Raw genomic sequence first — 22,925 nt, forward strand, 5'->3', positions numbered from 1 at the left:
TTTCAGCCCGGCGGATTATGCCGCTCTACGAACCCTACTGCCGCTTTGAGCATGGCTTTGCGTGTATCGGGCTGTGACAGATAGTGATCTTCACCGTCCAATGAGATCATTGCGACCGGCTTATCTGCGTCCTCCAAAGCATCCTTCATGAACAAGGATTGTTCATATGGGACAACTGTATCATCGCGTCCATGGATCAGCATTATCGGGGCGTCAGCCCGCTGAGCAAGCTTGGTTGGCGAGATCGCGTCCAGATCGGTCTCTTTGCCGAACTGCCGGTCCGCCGCGCGGCGGAAAATATCTCGCCTACCGGTTATGCGCCAATCGAGAAGACGTTTAAGATCAAACACTCCGTTGACTGCGACTGCGCAACGATAAACATCTTGCTCGATGGTTACGCCGGCAACTGCCGCATAGCCACCATAGCTTGCGCCGACGATGCAAGCGCGTCCAGCGTCAACAATACCCGCTTTGGCCAAGGCTCTGAGACCGTCCGATTTGTCCGTCTGCATCTTCCGGCCCCATTCGCCATCGCCGGCGTTGACGAAGTCTTCTCCGCGCCCAGTCGAACCGCGGAAGTTAGGTTGAAAAACGGCGTAACCACGCGATGCGAAGGCTTGTGCCCACCAGTCGAACTCAAGGTCGTTATGCGCATTCGGACCGCCGTGAGGCAAGATCACAACAGGCAGATTTTCTGGCTGTATTCCTGGCGGCAGGGTCAGAATTCCCTGCATATCGAGCCCATCTTGCGCCTGGTATGAGAATTCCGAAACTTGCCCGATCACCGGCCCTTGAATTGCAGGCCGCTCCAGCGCGAGAATCGAACGGCTGTCGTTATCCGGGTTGACCCTGAGCCAAGTGCCGCTGTCGTAGTTCCCGCTTGTCGAGACGACGATAGCCCGCATGTCGGAGCTGAAGCCCTCTACTTCGACACCGATCCCTTTACGACCGAGGGCCACGTTCAGCGCCTCTTGCATTCGAGCTTGCTTGGCCTCTTCGGCCAGCTGGTATTTGGCGTCGGTCGTCAAAATGCCCATGACAACGCCTGAGCTTTTGTCGCGAACGAACTCTGAGATTTGAACGTCTGTCCATAGCTCAGTGGTTGTCGAACCATCGGCAGAAACTTGCATGCGCTTGTTCTGCTCAACTGCATCGTCGTAGTAGCGATAGATTATGCTGCGTCCGTCAGCACCAAAGCCGGTCAAACTTACCTCGCCACGCGGCTGATTTCCTTTCGCAATCGTCTTCCCTTCGGCGTTTTCTATCCGCCAACCGCCGTTTTGTTCATTGATTTCCAGCGTCGCTCCAACCTTGCCTTCGGCGTTTACCAGCCATCTTCGCAAGGTTGGATAATCCGGCGCATAGGCAACCAGATCGACCTCTCCGCTCAGAAGATCAACAGCATACAGCGCAGGCGCGAAATCAAGAATGCGCGCACGCTCCCCAGATGCCCGTCCCTTTCGAAAGCCGCCGAAGTAGCCCTTCCATCGGCCGTCCACATTGCGAATGCCGTAGAAACCAACAATCGCATTCGCCACGTAGCGTTGATTGGCAAATATCGAAACAACGTCGCGACTGTCGTCCAGCGGAATCACGTTCCCCCGCCACCATTCGACCTTTTCATTCCCGAAACGGCGGGTGGTGCGATCCGTTTCAGTGCGCAAGAGAAGAATAGCTTCTTCACCAACCCATTCGATGCCTCGTACTCGCGCGTCGCCAACGGCAAGCTGCTTTACCGGATTGCCCGCGGAATCGATAACCGTGATTACGCGCTCACCGCGTGCGGTCTGCAGGAGCGCGGTGTATGCGCCTGACGGGGACACCACTGCGTCTTCAACTGCAGGAAGTTCACCGTAAAACTCAAGTGGCGGAACCTGAATCTGCGCTGCAATCGGCACGGGCGCCACAAGACCTGCTCCAAACAGCATGGTCGCAAACACTGATCTTGCAGTTGCGAGCGACTGCAGATTTATACGTGGCATAACTTTCTGAGCTTTCGAGATAATAGGCTTTGATGTTGATCGATCCTTGTGGATCGCGGGGATAAATTCAAGTCGCTTGCGATGAATACAAACGGACCTTTCGCATTTGACCACAAATCCCTACATGATCCGCATTATGGCGCGCCCCAAACCAGAATCCTTCGACAAGCAAAAGATCGTCGCTGAAAACCGGCGCGCAAGATTCGATTATGCTATCGAGGAGAAGTTCGAAGCAGGGCTCGCCTTACAAGGCACGGAAGTAAAAGCATTGCGTGCAGGTGAGGCGACGATCGCTGAAAGCTATGCGGAAGTACGCGATGGCGAAGTATGGCTCATCAACGCGAATATTCCGGAATATAGCCATGGCAACCGGCTCAATCATGAACCCAAGAGGCCGCGCAAGCTGCTGCTGAATTCGCGTGAGATCAACAAGCTGTTCGGTGCGGTCGAGCGCAAGGGCATGACATTGATCCCGATGTCGATCTACTTCAACAAGGCAGGGCGGGCCAAGGTAGAGTTGGCTTTAGGCAAAGGCCGAAAATCGCAAGACAAGCGTGAATACATCAAGGATCGCGATTGGAAGCGCGACAAGGCGCGCTTGATGCGCGAAAAAGGCTAGGGGCTCATTCGTCAAATTTTCTGTCGGTAATTCACAATATTGTCAGGCAGTTTCTGCTACCCATATCGACGACAACCAACGCTTTGCCGATTTACGTGGCGCGCCGCTCTTGCGCAGCTGCGGTGAGGAGCGCATGGCGACCACGGAACTGAAATGGCGAAACGATCAAAGACCTGGTTAGCGGACAAACTGCGCGGCTATTTTCCCAAACGGGAAGAAATGGCGCGCAATCGATATCTGGCGCCAATCGCACACAGGTTTTTGTCGCCAGAGCTTTGGCGTTTTACACGCAGGTCCGTTCCAAGAGGCGTGGCGCTGGGCCTTTTTGCTGGATTTATCATTCCGGTCGGCCAAATCTTTCTGGCGGCTTTCCTCGCTCTTCCTGCACGTGCCAATGTTCCGCTTTCCGCGCTTGTGACATTCGTGACTAACCCGTTCACTTTTCCGTTTTGGGCTGTTGTAGCAAACCGGCTGGGCGCATTTATTCTCAAGATCGACAGCGCTGCGACAGGCGGCGCGGCGCGATCCGAGATCGAAAGCGGCCGTTGGTCCTGGCTGATCGAAATGTTCGAAGGCGTCGGCGTGACAGTGCTTGTGACAGTGCTCGGCTTTATTGTCCTTGCTGTTGTAAGCGCTGCAGTCGGTTATCTGTTGTCGAGCATTGTATGGCGTTTCATGGTCTTTCGTCGGCGATCAAGGCAATTGCGCCGTATGGAAGCTCGGCTGGATGAGCGGTTGGGAGCGCATCAGGGATGACGCCATTTGGCGGCACAATCGAAACAACGGGAAGCAGAACTCACTTGCGGCTGTTCGTCAGTTTGGCGCTTGCTTTGGTTGCAAGTGCTGGCGTGCTTTGGATCGCCACAGGTGAATTGCTATTGGTACTTGCCTACTCGTTAGGAATTGCAATTCTGCTCGCAGGTGCGCTGGCTTTCCAAAGGATGCAAGCCGCACCTGAGTCAGAAGTAGTCGGCATGCCCGATTGGTCGGTCACTGTCGCAGCAATTGAAGTGCCAGGAGCGGCAGTTGCGATTACGGACCGGGCGAACCGTCTAACCTGTGCCAATTCGAGTTTTATAGAATGGTTCGGTCTGGACGCGGCGCCACCGAACATCGCTTTGAATCGGGCCAGTCAGGAAGAGCTTTTGCGTATGATTCGTCATGCCTGGCGGGATGGTTCAGCGCGTTCGGACAAGCTCGAAAGTGTGGAAACGGAGACAAGATGGCGCGCGGAGGCAGAACGAGCAGGTCGCGGTGATGATCACCTGATATGGCGGTTTCGCAAGATTGAGCCAGAGATCGCCGATCCGCTGGTGAGCTACGATGTCACAGGCGCATTCGGGACGATGCTCTCCAAGGCGGGAATTGAGACTGCGATCACTGCGCCTGACGGGACGATCAAGAGTGTGAGTTCCGGGTTCGCCGAACGTGCCACGGGAGACGCGAATTCGACATTGGCCGGTCAGGACTTCGTCTCATTTCTGAGGTCGGATGACCGAGACCGGATATTTTTCACAAGAGAAGGGCGAAGCGGTACACCGCAAACGCTGATTCACGTTCCGCTAGATGATCCGAATATGTCATCCACGACAGGCCCGGATGAGTCGCCTTCCTTGATGCTACTGATAGACGCAGGTGTCGGTATTGGCGGCGGATGGGAGAATTCATCTACAGGCACGGCTCAGCTCGAAGGTCTATTGGGTCAGCTTCCGCTGGGATTGGCGATGACCGATCGCGACGGGCGCTTCCTGTTTTCGAATGGCGCCTTTTTGCGGGCAGTTAATCGTGAAGAGCAGGGGCTGCCTTCATTCCCGACTGATCTAGTGGTGCGGGATGATAAAGCCGCGCTGTCCGACGCGGTTCGTCGCCACGGGCGAGGCCCATCGACCAGCGGCAATATGGCAATTCGCCTGGCGAATGAGCCGGACGAAACCATCTCGCTTGGACTTGCAGGAGTGCGGGGCATGGGTGATGCCTCGGTTCTGTTAAGCCTGACCGACTCCAGTCAGGAGACACAGCTTAAACGGCAAGTCGCACAAGCCACCAAGATGCAGGCTGTTGGTCAGTTGGCGGGCGGTGTTGCGCACGATTTCAACAATGTGCTGACTGCGATCATCGGGACGTGCGACCTGATGTTGTTGCGTCATACGCCCGGGGACAGCGATTACGACGATATCCAGCAGATTCTGCAGAACTCAAACCGGGCAGCCTCTTTGACAAGGCAATTGCTTGCATTCTCACGCCAGCAAACCTTGCGGCCTGAAATTCTGCAATTGCCTGATGTAGTGAGTGAAGTTGGTCCGCTGATCACACGGCTTCTTGGTGAAAAGATCGAATACAGTATCAATCATGACCGCGATCTTGGGGCGGTACGGGCTGACCCGCAACAGCTTGAACAAGTGATCATGAACCTTGCTGTAAACGCGCGCGACGCAATCAATATGCACCGTGGCGGAACCGGCAAAATATCGCTCACCACGCGTCGCGTGAACATGCGCGAGGTCGAGCAGATGGGCTCTGAGATTCTGCCCGCAGCAGATTATACTGTGCTGGTTCTGGAAGACACAGGCGGCGGTATTCCCGAAGCGGTAATGCCTAAACTGTTCGAACCATTCTTCACAACCAAGGAGCAGGGCAAGGGTACAGGGTTAGGACTGTCGACGGCCTATGGTATTGTGAAGCAATCCGGCGGCTTCCTTTTCGCGGACAATGTGAAAGGTTCGGGCGGGCGCGTAGTTGGCGCGCGTTTCACCATGTATTTGCCCGTTCATGAGGGATCTGTCCCTGCGGCCGTCGAAGATCCAATCGAAGAGCAATCGAGCGAATGGTCCGGCGGCGGTCGATTGCTGCTGGTGGAAGATGAAGACATGGTGCGTGCAGTGGCCGAACGGGCACTCACCCGGGCCGGCTATGACGTCACAACCTGCAGCGATGGCGAAGAGGGGCTCTCGGCCATAGCCAGCGGCGGGGAGTTTGATCTTGTAGTCAGCGACGTTGTTATGCCCGGTATGGATGGACCCGCCATGGCGCGCGCTATCCGCGAGCTTCATCCTGACCTGCCGGTATTGTTCATGTCTGGCTATGCCGAAGAACAATTGCGCAAGGATATCGACATTCCAAAAATGTACTTCCTGCCCAAACCATTCAGTGTGCAGCAGATCGGCGACAAGGTTGCAGATGTCATGCGAGGTCTCGCTCGAAAGTAGATACCCTCTGGGAAGCTATTAGGGTTCGGCCAGCTTTCGTTCACATAACAGTGGTGTAGCATGTCTCCTATTCCGGTTTAGGAGGTCACTACGACATGCATATATTGAAGAACCGCGGGCGTGCAGCTTTGGCAACCGCAATGCTGTTGTCGAGTAGTGCTGTTCTGTCGCAGGATGACAGCAGCGCGCAAGGAGATGTCTCCGTCACAATCTATAACAACGATGTGGCGCTGGTTCAGGACATTCGCCAAATTGCGATCAACGCTGGCCGAAGCCGGATCGAGTTTCCCGATGTCTCTGCCCGTATTCGCCCTGAAACCCTGAGCTTTGCTGCCAACGGCGCGGCCATTGTTGAGCAGAACTTCGATTTCGATCTGCTGACACCGCAAAAAATGATGGAGAAGTCCATCGGACAGACCGTCACGCTGATACGGACAAACCCCGCGACAGGGCTCGAAACCCGGGAGCGCGCAAAGGTGCTTTCGACTGCCGGTGGCGTTGTTGTCCAGATCGGCGACAGGATCGAAGTTCTTCGGGATGACGGTCTGCCTGTGCGCGTTGTATTCGATCGCGTTCCGCCCAATCTGCGCGCGCGCCCCACTCTGTCAGTCAACGTGCAAAGCGACCGTGCAGGCACGCGACCCGCTTCTATCCGGTATTTGACTTCGGGGCTGGGGTGGGGGGCCGACTATGTCGCGCTGTTTGACGAAGCTCGCGGTACTATCGACATGCAGGGTTGGGTTACCCTGACCAACAATACCGGGACAACCTTTCACAATGCGGACACATTGCTGGTTGCGGGCAATCCCGGTTCGGCTCAGCGCCAGTATAGCAACTATCCGCGCGGCCAGACTTCGCGCGGCGCTCCCGCCATTCGTCCTGGCATCGAAAGTGCCAATCGCGAGCAAGTCGGTGACTATTATCTTTATCCGATCAGCGGGCGGACCACGATCGCCAACGCTCAAACCAAGCAAGTGAGTCTTCTGGATGTGCAGGGTGTGCCAGCCCGCAAGGTCTACGGCCATACCGTTGGCTGGTTGGCGAACTTCGATGAGCCGCAAAATGTCAGCAGCCAGATATCATTCAGTTCATCGAGTGAAGGTGGATTGGGCGATGCGCTGCCGGCCGGCACAGTGCGCTTCTATCAGCGGGACCGGGAAGGCAGTCCTCAATTCATAGGAGAAAGCTCGGTCAGCCATACTCCCATGGGTAGTGAACTGACTTTGCGCACCGGTGACGCATTTGACATAATGGTCAAATCCGAAGTCGAAAAGCGCGAGCGAATCTCGTCGAGCGAGTACGACACCTACAAGCGCTGGCAAGTGATTGAAGACGGTGAAATCGCACGAGAAGGGACGGTACAATACGCCCGCCAATATTGGCGCACGACAATGCGTTACACGCTTACCAATGCGAAGCCCACGCCGGTGGAAGTTGAATTGGTCCAGGCGGGCCTGGATTGGGGCTGGTGGCGCCGCGATTTCCGCGTGATCAGCGAGGATGTTCAGGGTGAGCAGCTTAATGCCGACAAGCGCAAATATGTAATCTCCGTACCCGCAAACGGAGAGCGTGAAGTCCGCGTTACTTACGCTACGGCGTATTGATACAATGAGTGCGGTTCGCGCCTTCGTCGGTCTGGCGCTGGCTCTTGCCAGTTCGCCGCTGGCTGCGCGTGATCTGGTTCAGGCGTCACAGCCAAGCGATGTCGCAGTCACGATCTATCGTGACCCCTACGGCGACTTTGACCGCAATGACCCGCGCGGTTTTGCGATGATCAGTGAAACGCGCTCGGTCACTTTGCCTGCAGGCGACTCCACAATTCGGTTTGAAGGTGTAGCCGAGGGGATGATCGCGGTTTCTGCGATTGTTTCAGGTCTGCCAGGCGGAACGATCGAGAAGAACCGCAACGCCGATCTGCTTTCGCCAGCGGCGCTTGTCGATGGGACTTTGGGAAATCGTGTCACTATCACGCGAACCAATCCCGCAACCGGGCAAGAGGAGAGCGAGCAAGCAATTGTCCGCACCCGAGCAGATGGTGGGATCGTCCTTCAGACTTCGCTGGGTTACGAGGCGGTGCGGTGTTCAGGGTTGCCTGAACGGGTGAATTTCGACTCTATCCCTGATGGTCTGTCCGCACAGCCAGTGTTCTCCATCGACACACATGATGAAACCGGCGGTACTTACCAAGTGACGTTGACTTACCTGTCTTGGGGCTTCGATTGGCAAGCGCACTATGTCACGAGGCTGGAAAAACCCGGGCGTCGCAGCAAGCAAAATGCAAGCATGCTCAGCTGGTTGACGCTGGTGAACGATAATGCCCAGAGCTTTCAGAACGCGGAGCTTATGGTGGTGGCAGGTAAACTCAATGTCGAGAGTGACTTTGAGGAACTGGCACAGCCGCCTCGAGGAGAGCCTCTCCGCCTGACATGCTGGCCAAGGGGAAATACTGCTGCAGGAAGTGTTCCCGATGTCTATCCCAACCTGCCGCCTCCTCCGCCGCCATCGCCGATGATGAATGAAACCATCGTGGTTACGGGTGCGCGCGTACGTTCTGAGATGTTTGATGCGGCCGCACCGGTCGCGGTTCTGGCCGGAGAGGAAAACCTCGGAGACCTTAAGCTCTTTCGCGTTCCGGAGCCGATTACAGTTCGTGCCAAGGGGCTCAAGCAGGTTGCCTTCCTGAAAAAGGACAGAGTGCGCGGCGAAATGATCTATGAGGCGGCATGCGCCTACTGGGACAGTCGTAATGAAGGATCGTTTGAACCTGCTCGCTTAATGTTCATCACGGAGAACGATGAAGAGCACGGTCTAGGGGTCTCATTGCCGCGCGGCGGGGTTACCGTGTTTGAACCCTCATCCGCAGGCGAACTTCTGGTCGGCGAAGATGACATCCGCGATTATCCGGTCGGTCAAGAGGTCGAGATCCAGCTGACGCAAAGCACGAACCTCTTTTACAAATGTACGGCGACCGGGAAGACCAGATCGGCAAGGGAAGGGCAATCAGAATGGCGAGAGATGCGTACGGCGATAACCAACGCCAGTTCACAATCCGCGCGACTTAGGCTTGAGATCGGTTCTACCGACAATGTCGAAGTGCAGCGCGTTAAGGGATTAAAACTTCGAAATGGCGCCCATGTGATAGAAACGCGAATGAAGCCAGGCGAAGAACGGGAGATCACGTTCTGGGTTCGTTACACCTGAACTAATAAGTATCTGATTTTCTGCCCTAAAAGGCCTGTCAAAAAAATCTACGTTCCCTACTTGTTCTTATAGAACAAATCAGATACATCCTGTTTCCAACAGGGCAGTCGATAACCGATTCTAGCCCCTAGGCAAGCAAGGGAGGTCATGCGATGGCTACAAATCTGAAACTGGTTGAAAAGGAGTCATCCGTGGATCGTCAGAAGGCGCTTGACGCCGCGCTTGCACAGATTGACCGGGCCTTCGGCAAGGGCTCGGCTATGAAATTGGGTTCTAAGGAAGCGATGAATGTCGAATCGATTTCGACTGGTTCGCTGGGCCTGGACATTGCTCTTGGGATTGGTGGTCTGCCGAAAGGCCGCGTGATTGAAGTGTACGGCCCGGAAAGCTCAGGCAAGACCACACTTGCGCTGCACGTGATTGCAGAAGCGCAGAAGAATGGTGGCACGGCGGCTTTTGTCGATGCGGAGCATGCGCTTGATCCGGTATATGCCAAGGCGCTTGGCGTCGACATCGACGAACTGATCGTGTCTCAGCCGGATACCGGCGAACAGGCACTAGAGATTACGGACACGCTGGTGCGCTCGAATGCGATCGATGTGCTGGTCGTGGACTCTGTCGCTGCACTGGTGCCGCGTGCCGAGATCGAAGGTGAGATGGGTGATAGCCACGTTGGCTTGCAAGCTCGCTTGATGTCGCAATCGCTGCGTAAGCTGACCGGCTCGATCAATCGTTCAAAGTGCATGGTGATCTTTATCAACCAGCTGCGCATGAAGATCGGCGTAATGTACGGTAACCCTGAGACCACTACTGGTGGTAATGCACTTAAGTTTTATGCTTCGGTTCGCCTGGACATCCGCCGCACTGGTCAGATCAAGGATCGCGACGAGGTGGTCGGAAACTCGACCCGAGTTAAGGTGGTCAAGAACAAGGTGGCCCCGCCCTTCAAGCAAGTCGAATTCGACATCATGTATGGCGAAGGTATCTCCAAGATTGGCGAAATTCTCGACCTCGGTGTGAAGGCTGGCATTGTTGAGAAGTCAGGTAGCTGGTTCTCCTATGACAGCATTCGTATCGGGCAGGGTCGCGAGAACGCCAAGACTTACCTGAAAGAGAACCCTGAGATTTGCGACAAGTTGGAAGCTGCTATTCGCGGCCGCACCGATGAAGTCGCCGAGGAAATGATGGCAGGGCCTGACGCGGAGGCCTGACACATATCCTCAAGCGGGCGCGCGGGACCGGACGTCCCACCAGTGTGCCCGGTAAACCGGAAAGCCGGTGCCATCTTCTCACCCCCCGAGAAGCGGCACCGGCTTTTCCGTTTGAGCTCACCCTTTGATCGAAGGATCTTCAGGATCATGGCTATTGAACGGGGCAAACGATTTCAGTTGATCATTAATCCGTCTTGTCGCTTTGACGCTTAGGCCCTAACTGCGCTTGCATGACGTCGACCAATGATATTCGCCGCTCGTTCTTAGAGTATTTTACTGCTTCCGATCACGCTGAAGTCGCAAGCGCACCGCTTGTGCCGTACAATGATCCAACGTTGATGTTCGTCAACGCAGGTATGGTACCTTTCAAGAACGCGTTCACAGGTTTGGAAACGCCCCCTGCGCCGCGGGCGACCAGCTCGCAAAAGTGCGTGCGCGCCGGGGGCAAACACAACGACTTGGACAATGTCGGTTACACCGCACGGCACCACACGTTCTTTGAAATGCTCGGTAATTTTTCGTTTGGCGACTATTTCAAGGAACAAGCGATACTTCATGCTTGGACGCTTCTGACGAAAGAGTGGGGACTGTCTCCGGACAAGCTGACAGCGACGGTCTATCACACGGATGATGAGGCTTACGACCTTTGGCGCAAGATTTCCGGACTGCCAGAGGATCGCATCATCCGTATTCCCACCAACGATAACTTCTGGTCGATGGGTGACACGGGACCATGTGGACCTTGTTCTGAAATCTTCTACGACCATGGCGAGCACATCTTTGGCGGGCCTCCAGGCAGCCCCGACGAAGATGGAGACCGGTTCGTTGAAATCTGGAATCTGGTCTTCATGCAGTTTGACCAGTCTGCCGATGGCTCGCGCAGCGATTTGCCGAAGCCATCGATCGATACAGGCATGGGACTGGAGCGCATCGCGGCGGTCATGCAAGGCGTGCATGACAACTACGATACGGACACATTCAAGGCGTTGATCGGTGCATCAGAGTCACTGACCGGTGTAAAGGCCGAAGGTGACCAGACTGCGAGCCATCGCGTGATTGCGGATCATCTGCGCTCGACCAGCTTTCTGATGGCCGATGGCGTTCTGCCTTCCAATGAAGGCCGTGGGTATGTCTTGCGGCGGATCATGCGCCGGGCGATGCGCCACGCGCATTTGTTGGGCGCGAGCGAACCGTTGATGCATCGCTTGGTGCCGGCACTGGTTGCGGAGATGGGCCAGGCATACCCTGAATTGGTACGCGGCCAGGCTTTGATCGAGGAAGTGCTTGAGCGTGAGGAGACCCAGTTCCGCAGGACGCTGGAAAAGGGTCTGCGGTTGCTGGACGAAGCGACTGCCGAGATGGCTGAGGGCGGCGAACTGGACGGGGAAACTGCGTTCAGGCTCTATGATACATATGGCTTCCCTTATGATCTGACCGAAGATGCGCTCCGGTCGCGTGGGTTGGGCGTTGACCGCGCCGGATTTGACGCGGCAATGGAGCAGCAAAAGGCAGCCGCACGCGCAGCATGGAAGGGCTCCGGCCAGGCCGCCGATAGCGAAGTCTGGTTTGACATCGCCGAACGTGAAGGCGCCACTGAGTTCACGGGCTACTCGTCGACGAGCGGTGAAGGCACAGTTGTCGCGCTGGTAAGGGATGGTGAAGAGGTCCAGTCCGCAACAAGCGGTGAGGAGATTGTGATCCTCACCAATCAGACCCCCTTCTACGGTGAGAGCGGTGGCCAGACCGGAGACGTTGGCACGATAAGCACGACTGAGGGGCTGAACGCGGAGGTGAGTGACACTTCGAAGCCGCTCGGCCGCTTGCACGCGCACCATGCCAAGCTGAAAGCTGGCTCGATTGCGGTTGGTGATACAGTTCATCTCGAGGTCGATGTCGAGCGACGAGACCGTATTCGTGCTAATCACTCCGCGACGCATCTTGTACACGCGGCATTGCGCAACACGCTGGGCGATCACGTGACACAGAAGGGGTCACTTGTTGCTGATGATAAGCTGCGCTTTGACTTCTCGCATCTCAAGCCGCTTACGCCGGAAGAAATTGCTGAAATTGAAGCCGAAGTGAATGCCGAAATCCGTGCAAACGAACCGGTTTCCACTCGATTGATGAGCCCAGAGGACGCCGTTGATGCGGGCGCGTTGGCGCTCTTCGGAGAAAAATACGGCGACGAGGTCCGTGTCCTTAGTATGGGGCGCGCGGGCGATGGCGGGCGCAACTACTCAGTCGAACTGTGCGGCGGCACACACGTCAAGGCGACCGGCGATATCGGCGTCTTCCGCATCGTCTCCGAGGGCGCAGTCAGTTCGGGGGTTCGCCGCATCGAAGCATTAACCGGAGAGGCCGCTCGCGAGTGGTTGGTGACACGCGAGGAAGCGTTGAAGACCGCCGCCGGTGAAATCCGCGCGACACCTGAAGAGGTACCGGCACGGGTTGCAGCTTTGCTGGCAGAGCGCAAGGCGCTGGAGAAAGAGCTGGCCGACGCAAAGAAGGCCTTGGCACTTGCAGGTGGTGGAACCTCTGGCCCAACTCAGTCAGCGGATGAAGATATCGGCGGACTCAGATTCAGCGGTCAGGTGCTCGAAGGCCTCAACCCCAAGGAACTTCGGCCTCTGCTTGATGACGCCAAGAAGCGCTTGGAGTCCGGCATTGCTGCGGCAGTCGCAATCAATGACGGTAAGGCTGCGTTCGCTGTGGCTGTAACGGACGACCTGACGGACCGTTTCAGCGCGGTGGACCTCGTTCGCGTCGGTGTTGAGACGCTGGGCGGAAAGGGCGGTGGTGGCCGCCCTGACATGGCGCAAGGCGGCGGACCTGATGGAAACAAAGCCGATGATGCGATCGCGGCGGTTCGTGCCATTATCGCGGGTTAAGGCTTAGGCCTCGCTGCTTGAAGTGCGCAATTTGGGGCGGTGGCCAAGTTGGCCATCGCGCTCAAGCTGCTCACGAAATTCGTCCCTCTTCTCGTGAATCGACGCGATAACCGGTCCCATCGCGACGCCGATATCCACCAGAACCGCCTCTGACAGCTGCAATGTGGCTTCGAGTGTTTCAGGCACGGCGTGGCTCGCGCCTGCACGATAGAGAATTGCCGCGTGCTCGGGATCGCGCGCGCGCGCAACAATCAGCAGATCGGGATGCTCCTTGCGAAGTTTCGACACCAGTCGTTGCGCAAGCACCGGTTCGTCCATCGTGAGCACAATGGCGGGCGCTGTTTCAATCCCGAGGCGCGATAAAGCATCGCCCCTTACTGCGTCGCCGAAGATCGCACGATACCCATCACGGGCAGCCCGCTCAATCAGGTCAGGATCGGAATCTATTGCGACATAGGGCTTGTCATGAGCCTGCAGCATGTCTGCAACAAGCCGTCCAACACGGCCGGCCCCGATGATGATTGTTCGCGGTTCGTCGGTTTCGTCTTCGCCGAGCTCGGGAACGGGCTCGATCCGGCGGGCAATCGCTCGGCCCAACTTGGCCAGCAAAGGCGTAACAGTCAGTCCGATTGCAGCCACGATTTGCCAGAATTGCGCTGTTTCAGCATCGATGACCAAAGCGGAAGTGGCCGCCGCCAGGACAATCAGAGTCGTTTCAGAGGGGCTAGCCATCAAGACGCCGGTCTCTGCAGCAGTGCTGCGGCGCGCGCCCATCATGCGCAAGAGGGTGCCCGTCACGATAGCCTTGAACGTCAGCACGCCAACTACTGCGAGCGCAATCTCTCCCAGATTGGCCCAGATTTCTCGCAGATCGATGCTCATGCCGATGGTGATCAGGAAAACACCAAGTGCCAGACCCTTAAAGGGGTCCATGATCGTCTCGACTTCTGTGTGGTATTCGGTCTCCGCGATCAGTAGACCTGCGATCAACGCACCAACAATGGGCGAGAGGCCTGTCGCAGCTGTCGCGAGGCTAGCGCCGATGACAACCAGCAAAGATGCGGACAGGAACAATTCCGGGCTCTTTGTCCGCGCAGCCTGACTGAACAGTCGTGGCAATCCAAACCGGCCCACCACCAGCAAAACCAGGACGACAAGTCCGCCGTTCAGGAGCGTGGTTGTCAGCCCCTCAACACCATCGCCCGAAGCATTAGGTGCCAATGCGCCCAGGATGAAAATGATCGGGACTATCATGATGTCTTCGAACAGCAGCATGGAGAGCGCTGCTCTGCCGACTGGGGTCTTTGTCCCGGATATCGGTAACACGATCGCTGTCGACGAGAAGGCGAGCGCGAAGCCGAGTGCCAGCGCGGCAGTCGTGCCCATGCCGCTGACATAGGCGAAGAAGGCTGCGCCGACCGAGCCAATAATGAGCAGTTCAAGGCTGCCCAGACCGAATACCAGTTTGCGAAGCTGCCACAGCCGGTTGAACGACAGCTCGAGCCCGATCGCAAACAGCAACAGAATGATTCCGAAATCCGCGAAGGGGGTCAAATGATCGGCTTCGGTAATGGTTATATGCCTGAGCCAGGGTATTTCCGGCACAAGGGTGCCAAGCCCGTAGGGGCCGACGGCAAGTCCAATCAGAATGAAACCGATGATTGGCGTGATGCGGAACCGGGCGAAGACCGGAATCACGATACCCGCTGCGCCGAGAATGACAAGCGCGTCAGACAACATCGGGGAAAGGGTCAGTTCGCCAGCCACGTTTGAGAGTTAGCCATCCCTTTGTTTCATGTCACTCGCCGATTGCGCCTTAACCACCGCCGGGTGCGTGTTTTCTTCCCGGTGCCGTCGTGCGTCCCGAGAGTTCCTCGCCAATTGGCGTGCTGACCTGGCCAACGCGCTTGTCCCATTCGATGCGGTAAAGATCGAAACGACGGTCTGCCAGGTTCTGAACAGTGCCCTCGGCACGCGCCCAGCTGAGGTCCGCCAAGTTCACATCGCTGATCGTCAGAGTCTCCACGTTCTCGCTTGCCTCCGCAGCTATGCCGTCGCGCGCGAAGGGGAAGTCGCAGGGTGTCAGAATGCAGCTTTGCGCATACTGAATGTCCATGTTGGCAACATTGGGCAGGTTGCCGACGTTGCCGCTCAACACGACGTAACACTGGTTTTCAATCGCGCGTGCCTGAGCGCAATAGCGCACGCGCATGTAACCTTGTCGGCTATCTGTGCAGAACGGGACGAAAATGATCCGCGCACCTTCGTCAACCAGCCGGCGTGCCAGTTCCGGAAATTCACTATCGTAACAGATCAATACACCAATCGGGCCACAATCGGTCTGGATTGCGTCGATGCTGTCACCGCCTTTGATGTTCCACCAATAGTCTTCGTTGGGGGTAGGGTGGATCTTCTCTTGCGCATGGACCGAACCATCACGCAGGCAGACATAGGCGACGTTGTGAATGTCCCCATCTTCCATTCTCGTCGGATGTGAACCGCCGATAATGTTGATGTTGTAGTTGAGAGCCATCTCGCTCAGTGCTTTGCGGATGCGCGGCGTATATCGGCTCAGCGCTTCGATCGATTCCTGCGGGTTAAGCTCTTCCTCTTCGGCACTCAGCAACATCAGAGTGAAAAGCTCAGGAAACACGATGAAATCGCTCTCATAGTCCGATGCAACGTCCACGAAATACTCGATCTGCTTCATGAACTCGTCAAAATCAGACACAGCGCGCGCTTGTAGCTGGCAGGTGGCGATGCGCACGCTTTCGACATCGCGTGGCAGTCTGTGCTTCTTGGGAACGTCAGCATCGACATAGGGATTGCGCCAGACCATCCGCACTGCGTTCGCCTTGGACTGCTTGTCTTCGGGCAGGTAGTTGTGCAGCACACCTTGCGGTTCGAACCCGTTGGCAAGCTGAAAGCGGAGCACGGGATCATGCACTTTGCCTTCCAGCACCAGATCGAGATATTCCTCCGGCGTATCCGCGCGGTTGTTTTTGCGCCGGGTCGCGCGGGCGAAACCAGGCATGCGCCCGCCGAAGACTATCCCGCTCAATTCAAGCCGCTCAGCGAGAGCCCGCCTTTCTTCATACAGCCGCCGGCCGATTCGCGTACCGCGGGTCTTCGGATCGACGCACATTTCATAGCCGTAAAGCCATTCGCCCTTGGGATTGTGGCGGCTGCCGAAGCCATTGCCGGTCACCTCGTCCCAACTGTGGCTAGATAGGGCGATACGCTTGCTGAGACGCATGGTGGCACAATAGCCAACAAGCTTGCCGTCCAGCTTGGCGACAAAGCAGCCTTCCGGATAGTTGTTTAGCTGGCCGCGGATTTCGCCATGTGTGTACGCGGGCATATCCTCATACACGCGGCGCACGAGGTCAGCGATGGCGCGAACATCGGCGAGTTGTGCCTGTCTGACTTCGAGTCGTGCTTTGGCGCGTGATTGTGTCATAGCTTGTCCATGCCCTTTAGAATGACAAAGGGCGAGCGGTCCGTACGACCACCCGCCCTTTTGTTACGATAGGCAATCGTGCTGGTTCCGAACTCAGCTCCAGTTCTGCATCTCAGCTTCGAGGTTCGTCACGATCGCTTCAAAGAACTGTTCCGTGGTCAGCCAGTTCTGTTCAGGACCGATCAGCAGCGCCAGATCCTTGGTCATCTGACCGTTCTCGACAGTTTCGATACAAACGCGCTCAAGAGTCTCGGCAAAGCGCACAACCTCAGGCGTATTGTCAAAACGGCCGCGATAGATCAGGCCACGGGTCCAGGCGAAGATCGATGCGATCGGGTTGGTGCTTGTCGCCTTTCCTTCTTGGTGCTGACGATAGTGCCGCGTAACAGTGCCATGTGCTGCCTCTGCTTCTACTGTCTTACCGTCAGGGGTCATCAAAACGGACGTCATCAGACCCAGTGAGCCAAAGCCCTGCGCAACGACGTCAGACTGAACGTCGCCGTCGTAGTTCTTACAAGCCCAAACAAACTTGCCGCTCCATTTCATGGCCGCTGCAACCATGTCATCGATCAGGCGGTGTTCGTAGTGAATTCCGGTTTCCTTGAACCGGTCGGCAAACTCCTCGTCGAACACTTCTTGGAACAGGTCTTTGAAACGGCCGTCATACTTCTTGAGAATGGTGTTCTTAGTGGAAAGATAAACCGGCCAACCGCGGTCGAGACCATAGTTCATGCAAGCGCGCGCGAAATCGCGGATGCTATCATCAAGGTTGTACATTGCCATCGCAACGCCCGGAGATTCGAACTCGAACACATCCAGATCTATCTTTTCGCCGTCTACACCTTCAAAGACCAGGCGCAGTTTGCCCGCGCCAGGGATCAGCGTGTCAGTTGCGCGGTACTGGTCACCGAACGCGTGACGACCGACCACGATCGGATCAGTCCAGCCCGGTACCAAACGCGGCACATTATCGATCACGATAGGCTCGCGGAATACAACCCCACCCAGGATGTTGCGGATTGTGCCGTTCGGCGAACGCCACATCTTCTTAAGGCCGAATTCCTCGACGCGTGCTTCGTCAGGGGTGATCGTAGCGCATTTTACGCCGACGCCATGTTCCTTGATCGCGTTTGCAGCATCAACGGTGATCTGATCGTCCGTCTCGTCACGCTTCTCGATCGAAAGATCGTAATAGCGTAGGTCAACATCGAGATATGGCAGGATCAATCGTCCGCGGATCCACTGCCAGATGATTTTTGTCATTTCATCGCCGTCGAGTTCGACGACCGGGTTCTTGACCTGAATTTTCTGCATGATGTTCCTGTGTGCTGCAATTTGTCGGAAAAAGAGTTGGCCGCGCTTTAGCAGAGGAGGGCGGACACGCAAGTCGGAGAGAGGGCAACAAAAAAGCCCGCCGAGATCGGCGGGCCTTTTGCGATGGTGGGCGTAGAGAGAGTTGAACTCCCGACCCCTGCGATGTCAACACAGTGCTCTACCACTGAGCTATACGCCCACGCCATCGAACATGTCCGCTTCCGGACAGGGCGCGCCATTAACCTGCGTCTGCGATAGACGCAAGCGATTCGCGCCAACTAAAGGCTGAGTTCTTGCGGTTCCCCGAATGCGCGCTCGACTTCGAGCACCAAGTCGCGCAAGTGGAATGGCTTGGACAACACCTTGGCATGAGGCTGCTCCCGGCTCGCACGCAACGATACCGCAGCAAAACCTGTGATAAACATGACCTTGGTTTGTGGCGAGATTTCGGCGCACCGTTGCGCGAGTTCGATGCCGTCCATTTCCGGCATCACAATGTCCGACAGCAAGAGATCGAAACGCTCATTCTCCAAAAGCGGAATGGCAGAAGTGCCGCGGTCAACAGCAGCCACTTCGTAGCCGGCATTCTCAAGCGCACGCACCAGGTATGTGCGCATGGCATCTTCATCCTCGGCAAGGAGGATTCGCAATTTTGAGCCCGAATTCATACTGATCATATAGCCTGAATGACTTAACAAAACTTGTTCTTTCCTGCGCTTGGCCAGCTTTGGGACAGTTCCCGATGAACTGCTGAACGGGAGCTCTCCTTAACAAATTCAGCTTTGACAGGTTAACGGGTAAGCGGCAGCAGGGAGTGATGACGGCGTCCAACTACGAATCGCATGAATATCGAGTTGAGGAAGGCGGGCAAATACCCGGCACTTCGGAGCCATCGTACACGCTTAGAGCGCAGTTAAGCCCCCCAATTCCGGTCATAATTGCCGTTCCGCATGGCGGGCGTAGTTATCCGGAAGAGCTGCTCGCTAACATGCGCGAGCCCGATTATTCGGCCCTCAGACTCGAAGATCGGTTGATTGACGAGATTGGAGCTGAACTGGCTCGCCAAACCGGCGCTACTTTAATTGTTGCGCATGCACCGCGTGCAATGCTGGACCTCAATCGGGCGCGTGATGATGTAGACTGGGAAATGATAACAGGTCCTAAGCCGCATCCGGTGCGGCATTCTCTAGCTAATCGACGCGCGCGCAGCGGGCTTGGTTTAGTCCCGCGGCGGCTGCCAGGCTTCGGCGAAATATGGCGTGGCAAGCTTACTCGCGACGAGCTCAATGCACGGATTGCAGGCGTCCATCGGCCTTATCACGCAGCACTGAGCCGAGAGCTGGAATCGATCCGCGATGAGTGGGGGTGTGCACTGCTGGTTGATCTCCATTCGATGCCGCCCTTGAAGCAAGCAGCGGACCGGGGCGTAGTACCCAGATTTGTGATTGGCGATCGGTTCGGCACATCGTGCGATGCGGGATTGGTCAGCCAAGCTTACCACTATCTTTACGATCAAGGTCAGCCCGTCGCTCACAACAGGCCATATGCTGGAGGATATGTGCTGGATACCCATGCTGCGCCGCGCCATGGCATACATGCGATCCAGTTGGAGGTCTGCCGTTCCACATATCTGGACAGCCGCCTAGAAGGCATGTCGCCCAAAGCAAATGCCGTGACCAAGTTACTTAGTGGTCTGGTTCGTGAGCTTGGGGCAGTGACTGCCCGTATGGCGTCTCCCGACGAATTCCGAAATGCGGCAGAATAGCAATTACTGCTCGTAAGTCAGCGAATAGAAAAGAAAAAACCACCTCGCGCAGAATGCGCGAGGTGGCCAAGGTTCAGGGAGGATTGCGCCTACGAAATCGCAGGAGCAATATTCAGGCGGGCTATGAGGGGGGCGCCCTACCTGAACTCTTGAGATCTGGGGTTTGGCGGGGCCTTTTTCAAGCCCCGCGACACCTGGCTTTACGCGCCGGCTTCGGTATTCGCTTCAGGTTTCGGTACCTTGCCTTGCTGAGATTGACGCGTGAAAACGTTGCGCATCAAGTTTAGCGAATAAAGGTGCGCATGAATGAGCACGAGAATGCCATTCGCGTGCAGCGTTTCGAGCGTTTTGCCCTTCAATTCGCGCAGCTTGTTTTCATCAACCATCTTGAAGCCACGATACACAAATGGATTGTCCGGATTTTCTTGCATCGTGATTGCAATCTCGCCGTCCATCAGGAGGTCGTGCTTCTTGAGTTCTTCCATGAAAGCCTTTGTACGAGCACCGGATTCCTCAAATTTCTGACAAAATTCGAGGACGTTCTTCGTGTAGTCGGTCGGCTCATCCTTGTCGTCGAAAAGTGCATTGCCTTCGCCATGGTCGCCGATCACACCAGCGCTTGGATCGAAGCAAAGTGATAGCTCATCGCTATTCGGTTGCAATTTTGCGAGCATAAATGGGTAGCGGCGGACATAAGCCGGCAGATATACATTCTCTGTGATAACGCCCTTGTCATCGACAAAAGTGTTCACGCCTTCGTTCAATCCCATCAGTGCGAGTGGAACCGGATTTTCGCCTGCGCTGAATACAATTGGAAAGTGGCGTTGCGCGTCGATGAATTCGTCCACTGTAACCGGAATCGCGTGATGCTTGCTCATAAAGCTCACGTCGTTGAACTGCTTGGAATACCAGCCTTTGTGATCGCGGCTGTTAAGTGGCATCAAGTCATTGAAAAATATTGGCAGGTTGGGCTTCGGCGCGCTTGCCATTGAACGTCTCCAAGAAAATGTGCAAACTCTAAAAAAGGGCCGCGCTGGATATCCAGCGGGCCGTACGCTGCGCGCTTTAGGCGCTAGCGTACACGTACGCAAGCGTCGCTAGGTAGAGGTAGGGATAAGCTTGCCAGGGTTGAGTATCCCTTGCGGGTCAAGCGCTTGTTTGACCGACTTCATCATCGATAGCGTAACAGGGTCACCAAGCCTTTGAAGTTCATCACGTTTGACTTGACCAATGCCGTGTTCAGCACTGATCGAGCCACCCCAGTCTGTGACCATTTCATAAATCAGGGCGCTGATCTTCTTGCCATGCGTGTTTTCCCATTCACCAGCCGTCGCTCCCTTCGGCGCGAGAACATGGAAATGTACATTGCCGTCGCCCAAATGTCCGAAGGCGAGACCTTTTGTACCGGGAAATTGTGATTCCACATGTGGGATTGCTGCTTCGACGAAATCGGGCATCCGCTCAACCGGTACGGAGATGTCATGCTGCATTGCGGGGCCCAGCGCGCGTTCAGCAGGCGCTATCTCGTCTCGCAGCGTCCAGAAATCCTCTGCCTGCGTCTCATTGGCAGCGATAACTGCATCGTGCAGCAAATCATGCTTGATCGCGTCAGCAAGGTTCGTTTCGGCGGCGTCACGTAACTGTTGGGCACCATCTACTGTTGAGACCAATTCGATCAGCGCATTCCATGGGTAGCGTGTCGCGAGTGGGGCGCGAGCACCTGGCAAATGTGCAAGGACGCTGTCCAGACAATGATCCGGAACAACCTCGAAGCCTTCCAGTTCTTCTGGCATTTTGGCCTCGAAATGCAGCAGCAGTTGTCGCGCTTGCTGGATACTTTCCAGACCCGCCCAGATGACTACGCGATCGCCGATTTCGGGCAACAGGCGCAGGTTTGCTGCTGTTACGATCCCCAGTGTGCCTTCGGAGCCGATCAGCAGTTGTTTCAGGTCAAATCCGCGATTGTCTTTTTTCAGTGCGGTCAGTCCATCAAAGATTTCACCATTCGCCAAAACCGCTTCAATGCCAAGTACCTGTGCTCGCATGGTTCCGTGGCGCAACACTTGTGTGCCGCCGGCATTGGTCGACACCAGCCCGCCTACAGTCGCTGACCCTTTGCCACCAAGGGTGAGGGGAAAGCGCAGGCGCTCCTTCGCGGCCAAATCGTGCAAATTCTGGAGAATGACACCCGCTTCGCAGATGATCTGCCGCGCGCTGGTGTCGAAGGAACGGACGTTTTCCATTCTGCGCAGCGATAAGAGCACTGAATGCCCGCTTTCGTCTGGCGTAGCGCCGCCAACCATCCCGCTATTGCCGCCTTGTGGAACGATAGGGATCTCGTGTTCACAACATAACTTCACAAATTCAGAAACAAGCTGCGTGGAACTGGGTGAAGCAATCCCGATGGTCTTGCCATGAAAACGCCTCCGCCAGTCAGTCAACCATGGCTCAAGCAGATCGGGATCGCGGGTAAAGCCACGCTCCCCAAGCAGTGCCTCGGCGCGCGCTACGAATGCTGAAATATCGGTCATGGCGCGCCATTGCCACACTGGGTCGGTTCATTCCAGCACTTGCTGGTGGTTTGCTTTTCCCGAAATTCGCATTAAGCCACTATTCAACCCGCGCAGGTATAAGCACCGGTATGAGTTGGACAGGGGTCAGGATAACGGCGCTGGTCGCCCGATATTAAAGCCATCATGCAAAGCATGCTCGCCTATCTCGCGCCCCTTGCGCTTCTGCTGCCGCTTGGCACGTCGGGTGACTTTGCCTTTGGTAGCGATCGTGGTGAGGCAAATCTTGATCCGCGCCAAGTCGAGCTGATGAGCGGGCCATCTAGCAAGATCCCTCGGACTTCCAGCTCTCATACCGTTTTGCCACCTGATGTTTCTTATCAAGTGCGGATTGAGGGGCGTGTTACTGTGCGCATCGTACCGCGCAGCCGTGCTCCACGCCAAAATCTGATGGCGGGCATTGAGGAAACGCGCGATCCTGTCCGGTATGAAGAAGGTAACAATGCAGAATGTGTGTCGATCAACGACATCGCCGGTGTTCAGACAGGCAGCGGTAACCGCCTTGTGCTTTACCTTCGTGATCAAAGCATGATCAGCGCACGCCTGGAAAAGAGCTGCCGTGCCCGAGATTTCTATTCGGGTTTTTACGTTGAGCGTCAGGAAGACGGCAACATTTGCATCAACCGCGACAAGCTACTGTCGCGCGCTGGAGCAAAGTGCGAAGTTAGTCGTATGCGTGAATTGATCCCCGCCACCAGCTGATCGGGCG

General features: G+C 56.1%; 16 protein-coding genes and 1 tRNA gene. 9 read left to right on the forward strand and 8 right to left on the reverse strand.

The features are described from left to right. Window positions 1-2 precede the first annotated feature (2 nt). Complete coding sequence (locus A6F69_RS06820) at window positions 3-1,982, reverse strand: alpha/beta hydrolase family protein (RefSeq protein ID WP_083984728.1); 1,980 nt, start codon at window positions 1,980-1,982, stop codon at window positions 3-5. Between the two features lie 136 nt (window positions 1,983-2,118). On the opposite strand from A6F69_RS06820, the gene smpB reads away from it, so the two are divergent. From smpB to alaS, 7 genes are all read left to right on the forward strand, one after another. Continuing rightward, window positions 2,119-2,601 (forward strand): SsrA-binding protein SmpB, encoded by a 483-nt coding sequence (gene smpB / locus A6F69_RS06825; RefSeq protein WP_067602698.1) that lies wholly within the window; start codon window positions 2,119-2,121, stop codon window positions 2,599-2,601. Window positions 2,602-2,754: 153 nt separating this feature from the next. Continuing rightward, window positions 2,755-3,357 carry a DUF2062 domain-containing protein gene (locus A6F69_RS06830; RefSeq protein WP_067599036.1) on the forward strand — a complete coding sequence of 201 codons (603 nt, stop codon included), beginning with the start codon at window positions 2,755-2,757 and terminating at the stop codon, window positions 3,355-3,357. Beyond that, window positions 3,354-5,807, forward strand: a complete 2,454-nt coding sequence (locus A6F69_RS06835) for a response regulator (RefSeq protein WP_067599039.1) — start codon at window positions 3,354-3,356, stop codon at window positions 5,805-5,807. The genes A6F69_RS06830 and A6F69_RS06835 overlap by 4 nt, the downstream gene beginning before the upstream one ends. A gap of 95 nt (window positions 5,808-5,902) precedes the next feature. Continuing rightward, complete coding sequence (locus A6F69_RS06840; protein WP_067599042.1) at window positions 5,903-7,411, forward strand: DUF4139 domain-containing protein; 1,509 nt, start codon at window positions 5,903-5,905, stop codon at window positions 7,409-7,411. Window positions 7,412-7,415: 4 nt separating this feature from the next. After that, window positions 7,416-9,008: a DUF4139 domain-containing protein gene (locus tag A6F69_RS06845; RefSeq protein ID WP_067599045.1), complete on the forward strand. Its 1,593-nt coding sequence runs from the start codon at window positions 7,416-7,418 to the stop codon at window positions 9,006-9,008. Between the two features lie 152 nt (window positions 9,009-9,160). Next, window positions 9,161-10,219 carry a recombinase RecA gene (gene recA, locus A6F69_RS06850; protein WP_067599048.1) on the forward strand — a complete coding sequence of 353 codons (1,059 nt, stop codon included), beginning with the start codon at window positions 9,161-9,163 and terminating at the stop codon, window positions 10,217-10,219. A gap of 230 nt (window positions 10,220-10,449) precedes the next feature. Next, window positions 10,450-13,107 (forward strand): alanine--tRNA ligase, encoded by a 2,658-nt coding sequence (alaS, locus tag A6F69_RS06855; protein WP_067599051.1) that lies wholly within the window; start codon window positions 10,450-10,452, stop codon window positions 13,105-13,107. Between the two features lie 3 nt (window positions 13,108-13,110). Here alaS and A6F69_RS06860 read toward each other — a convergent pair whose 3' ends face one another. From A6F69_RS06860 to cpdR, 5 genes are all read right to left on the reverse strand, one after another. Beyond that, window positions 13,111-14,874, reverse strand: coding sequence for a cation:proton antiporter domain-containing protein (locus A6F69_RS06860; protein WP_067599054.1), 1,764 nt, complete (start codon window positions 14,872-14,874; stop codon window positions 13,111-13,113). A gap of 49 nt (window positions 14,875-14,923) precedes the next feature. After that, window positions 14,924-16,567 (reverse strand): bifunctional GNAT family N-acetyltransferase/carbon-nitrogen hydrolase family protein, encoded by a 1,644-nt coding sequence (locus A6F69_RS06865; protein WP_067599057.1) that lies wholly within the window; start codon window positions 16,565-16,567, stop codon window positions 14,924-14,926. A 93-nt stretch (window positions 16,568-16,660) separates the two neighbouring features. Next, complete coding sequence (locus tag A6F69_RS06870) at window positions 16,661-17,881, reverse strand: NADP-dependent isocitrate dehydrogenase (protein WP_067599060.1); 1,221 nt, start codon at window positions 17,879-17,881, stop codon at window positions 16,661-16,663. Window positions 17,882-18,005: 124 nt separating this feature from the next. After that, window positions 18,006-18,080 (reverse strand) — tRNA-Val (locus A6F69_RS06875). A 79-nt stretch (window positions 18,081-18,159) separates the two neighbouring features. Further along, the gene (cpdR, locus tag A6F69_RS06880; protein WP_067602701.1) at window positions 18,160-18,549 is read right to left on the reverse strand and encodes a cell cycle two-component system response regulator CpdR; all 390 of its coding nucleotides are present in this window, start codon (window positions 18,547-18,549) and stop codon (window positions 18,160-18,162) included. Window positions 18,550-18,698: 149 nt separating this feature from the next. On the opposite strand from cpdR, the gene A6F69_RS06885 reads away from it, so the two are divergent. After that, entirely contained in the window at window positions 18,699-19,646 is a 948-nt protein-coding gene (locus A6F69_RS06885; protein ID WP_067599063.1) for an N-formylglutamate amidohydrolase, read from the forward strand. 200 nt (window positions 19,647-19,846) lie between these two features. On the opposite strand, the gene A6F69_RS06890 is transcribed toward A6F69_RS06885, so the two are convergent. Continuing rightward, the gene (locus A6F69_RS06890) at window positions 19,847-20,635 is read right to left on the reverse strand and encodes a SapC family protein (RefSeq protein WP_067599066.1); all 789 of its coding nucleotides are present in this window, start codon (window positions 20,633-20,635) and stop codon (window positions 19,847-19,849) included. 108 nt (window positions 20,636-20,743) lie between these two features. Beyond that, complete coding sequence (locus A6F69_RS06895) at window positions 20,744-22,177, reverse strand: FAD-binding oxidoreductase (protein WP_067599069.1); 1,434 nt, start codon at window positions 22,175-22,177, stop codon at window positions 20,744-20,746. Window positions 22,178-22,342: 165 nt separating this feature from the next. On the opposite strand from A6F69_RS06895, the gene A6F69_RS06900 reads away from it, so the two are divergent. Continuing rightward, entirely contained in the window at window positions 22,343-22,918 is a 576-nt protein-coding gene (locus A6F69_RS06900) for a hypothetical protein (RefSeq protein WP_067599072.1), read from the forward strand. Window positions 22,919-22,925 lie beyond the last annotated feature (7 nt).

The organism is Altererythrobacter ishigakiensis (assembly GCF_001663155.1).
In the GTDB taxonomy this organism is placed as follows: Bacteria; Pseudomonadota; Alphaproteobacteria; order Sphingomonadales; family Sphingomonadaceae; genus Erythrobacter; species Erythrobacter ishigakiensis.

What these genes read in the sequence shown, in the direction of transcription:
- A6F69_RS06820 (WP_083984728.1), bottom strand. Translation starts at nt 1,982, where the DNA reads ATGCCACGTATAAATCTGCAGTCGCTCGCAACTGCAAGATCAGTGTTT.
- smpB (WP_067602698.1), top strand. Translation starts at nt 2,119, where the DNA reads ATGGCGCGCCCCAAACCAGAATCCTTCGACAAGCAAAAGATCGTCGCT.
- A6F69_RS06830 (WP_067599036.1), top strand. Translation starts at nt 2,755, where the DNA reads ATGGCGAAACGATCAAAGACCTGGTTAGCGGACAAACTGCGCGGCTAT.
- A6F69_RS06835 (WP_067599039.1), top strand. Translation starts at nt 3,354, where the DNA reads ATGACGCCATTTGGCGGCACAATCGAAACAACGGGAAGCAGAACTCAC.
- A6F69_RS06840 (WP_067599042.1), top strand. Translation starts at nt 5,903, where the DNA reads ATGCATATATTGAAGAACCGCGGGCGTGCAGCTTTGGCAACCGCAATG.
- A6F69_RS06845 (WP_067599045.1), top strand. Translation starts at nt 7,416, where the DNA reads ATGAGTGCGGTTCGCGCCTTCGTCGGTCTGGCGCTGGCTCTTGCCAGT.
- recA (WP_067599048.1), top strand. Translation starts at nt 9,161, where the DNA reads ATGGCTACAAATCTGAAACTGGTTGAAAAGGAGTCATCCGTGGATCGT.
- alaS (WP_067599051.1), top strand. Translation starts at nt 10,450, where the DNA reads ATGACGTCGACCAATGATATTCGCCGCTCGTTCTTAGAGTATTTTACT.
- A6F69_RS06865 (WP_067599057.1), bottom strand. Translation starts at nt 16,567, where the DNA reads ATGACACAATCACGCGCCAAAGCACGACTCGAAGTCAGACAGGCACAA.
- A6F69_RS06870 (WP_067599060.1), bottom strand. Translation starts at nt 17,881, where the DNA reads ATGCAGAAAATTCAGGTCAAGAACCCGGTCGTCGAACTCGACGGCGAT.
- cpdR (WP_067602701.1), bottom strand. Translation starts at nt 18,549, where the DNA reads ATGAATTCGGGCTCAAAATTGCGAATCCTCCTTGCCGAGGATGAAGAT.
- A6F69_RS06885 (WP_067599063.1), top strand. Translation starts at nt 18,699, where the DNA reads ATGACGGCGTCCAACTACGAATCGCATGAATATCGAGTTGAGGAAGGC.
- A6F69_RS06890 (WP_067599066.1), bottom strand. Translation starts at nt 20,635, where the DNA reads ATGGCAAGCGCGCCGAAGCCCAACCTGCCAATATTTTTCAATGACTTG.
- A6F69_RS06895 (WP_067599069.1), bottom strand. Translation starts at nt 22,177, where the DNA reads ATGACCGATATTTCAGCATTCGTAGCGCGCGCCGAGGCACTGCTTGGG.
- A6F69_RS06900 (WP_067599072.1), top strand. Translation starts at nt 22,343, where the DNA reads ATGCAAAGCATGCTCGCCTATCTCGCGCCCCTTGCGCTTCTGCTGCCG.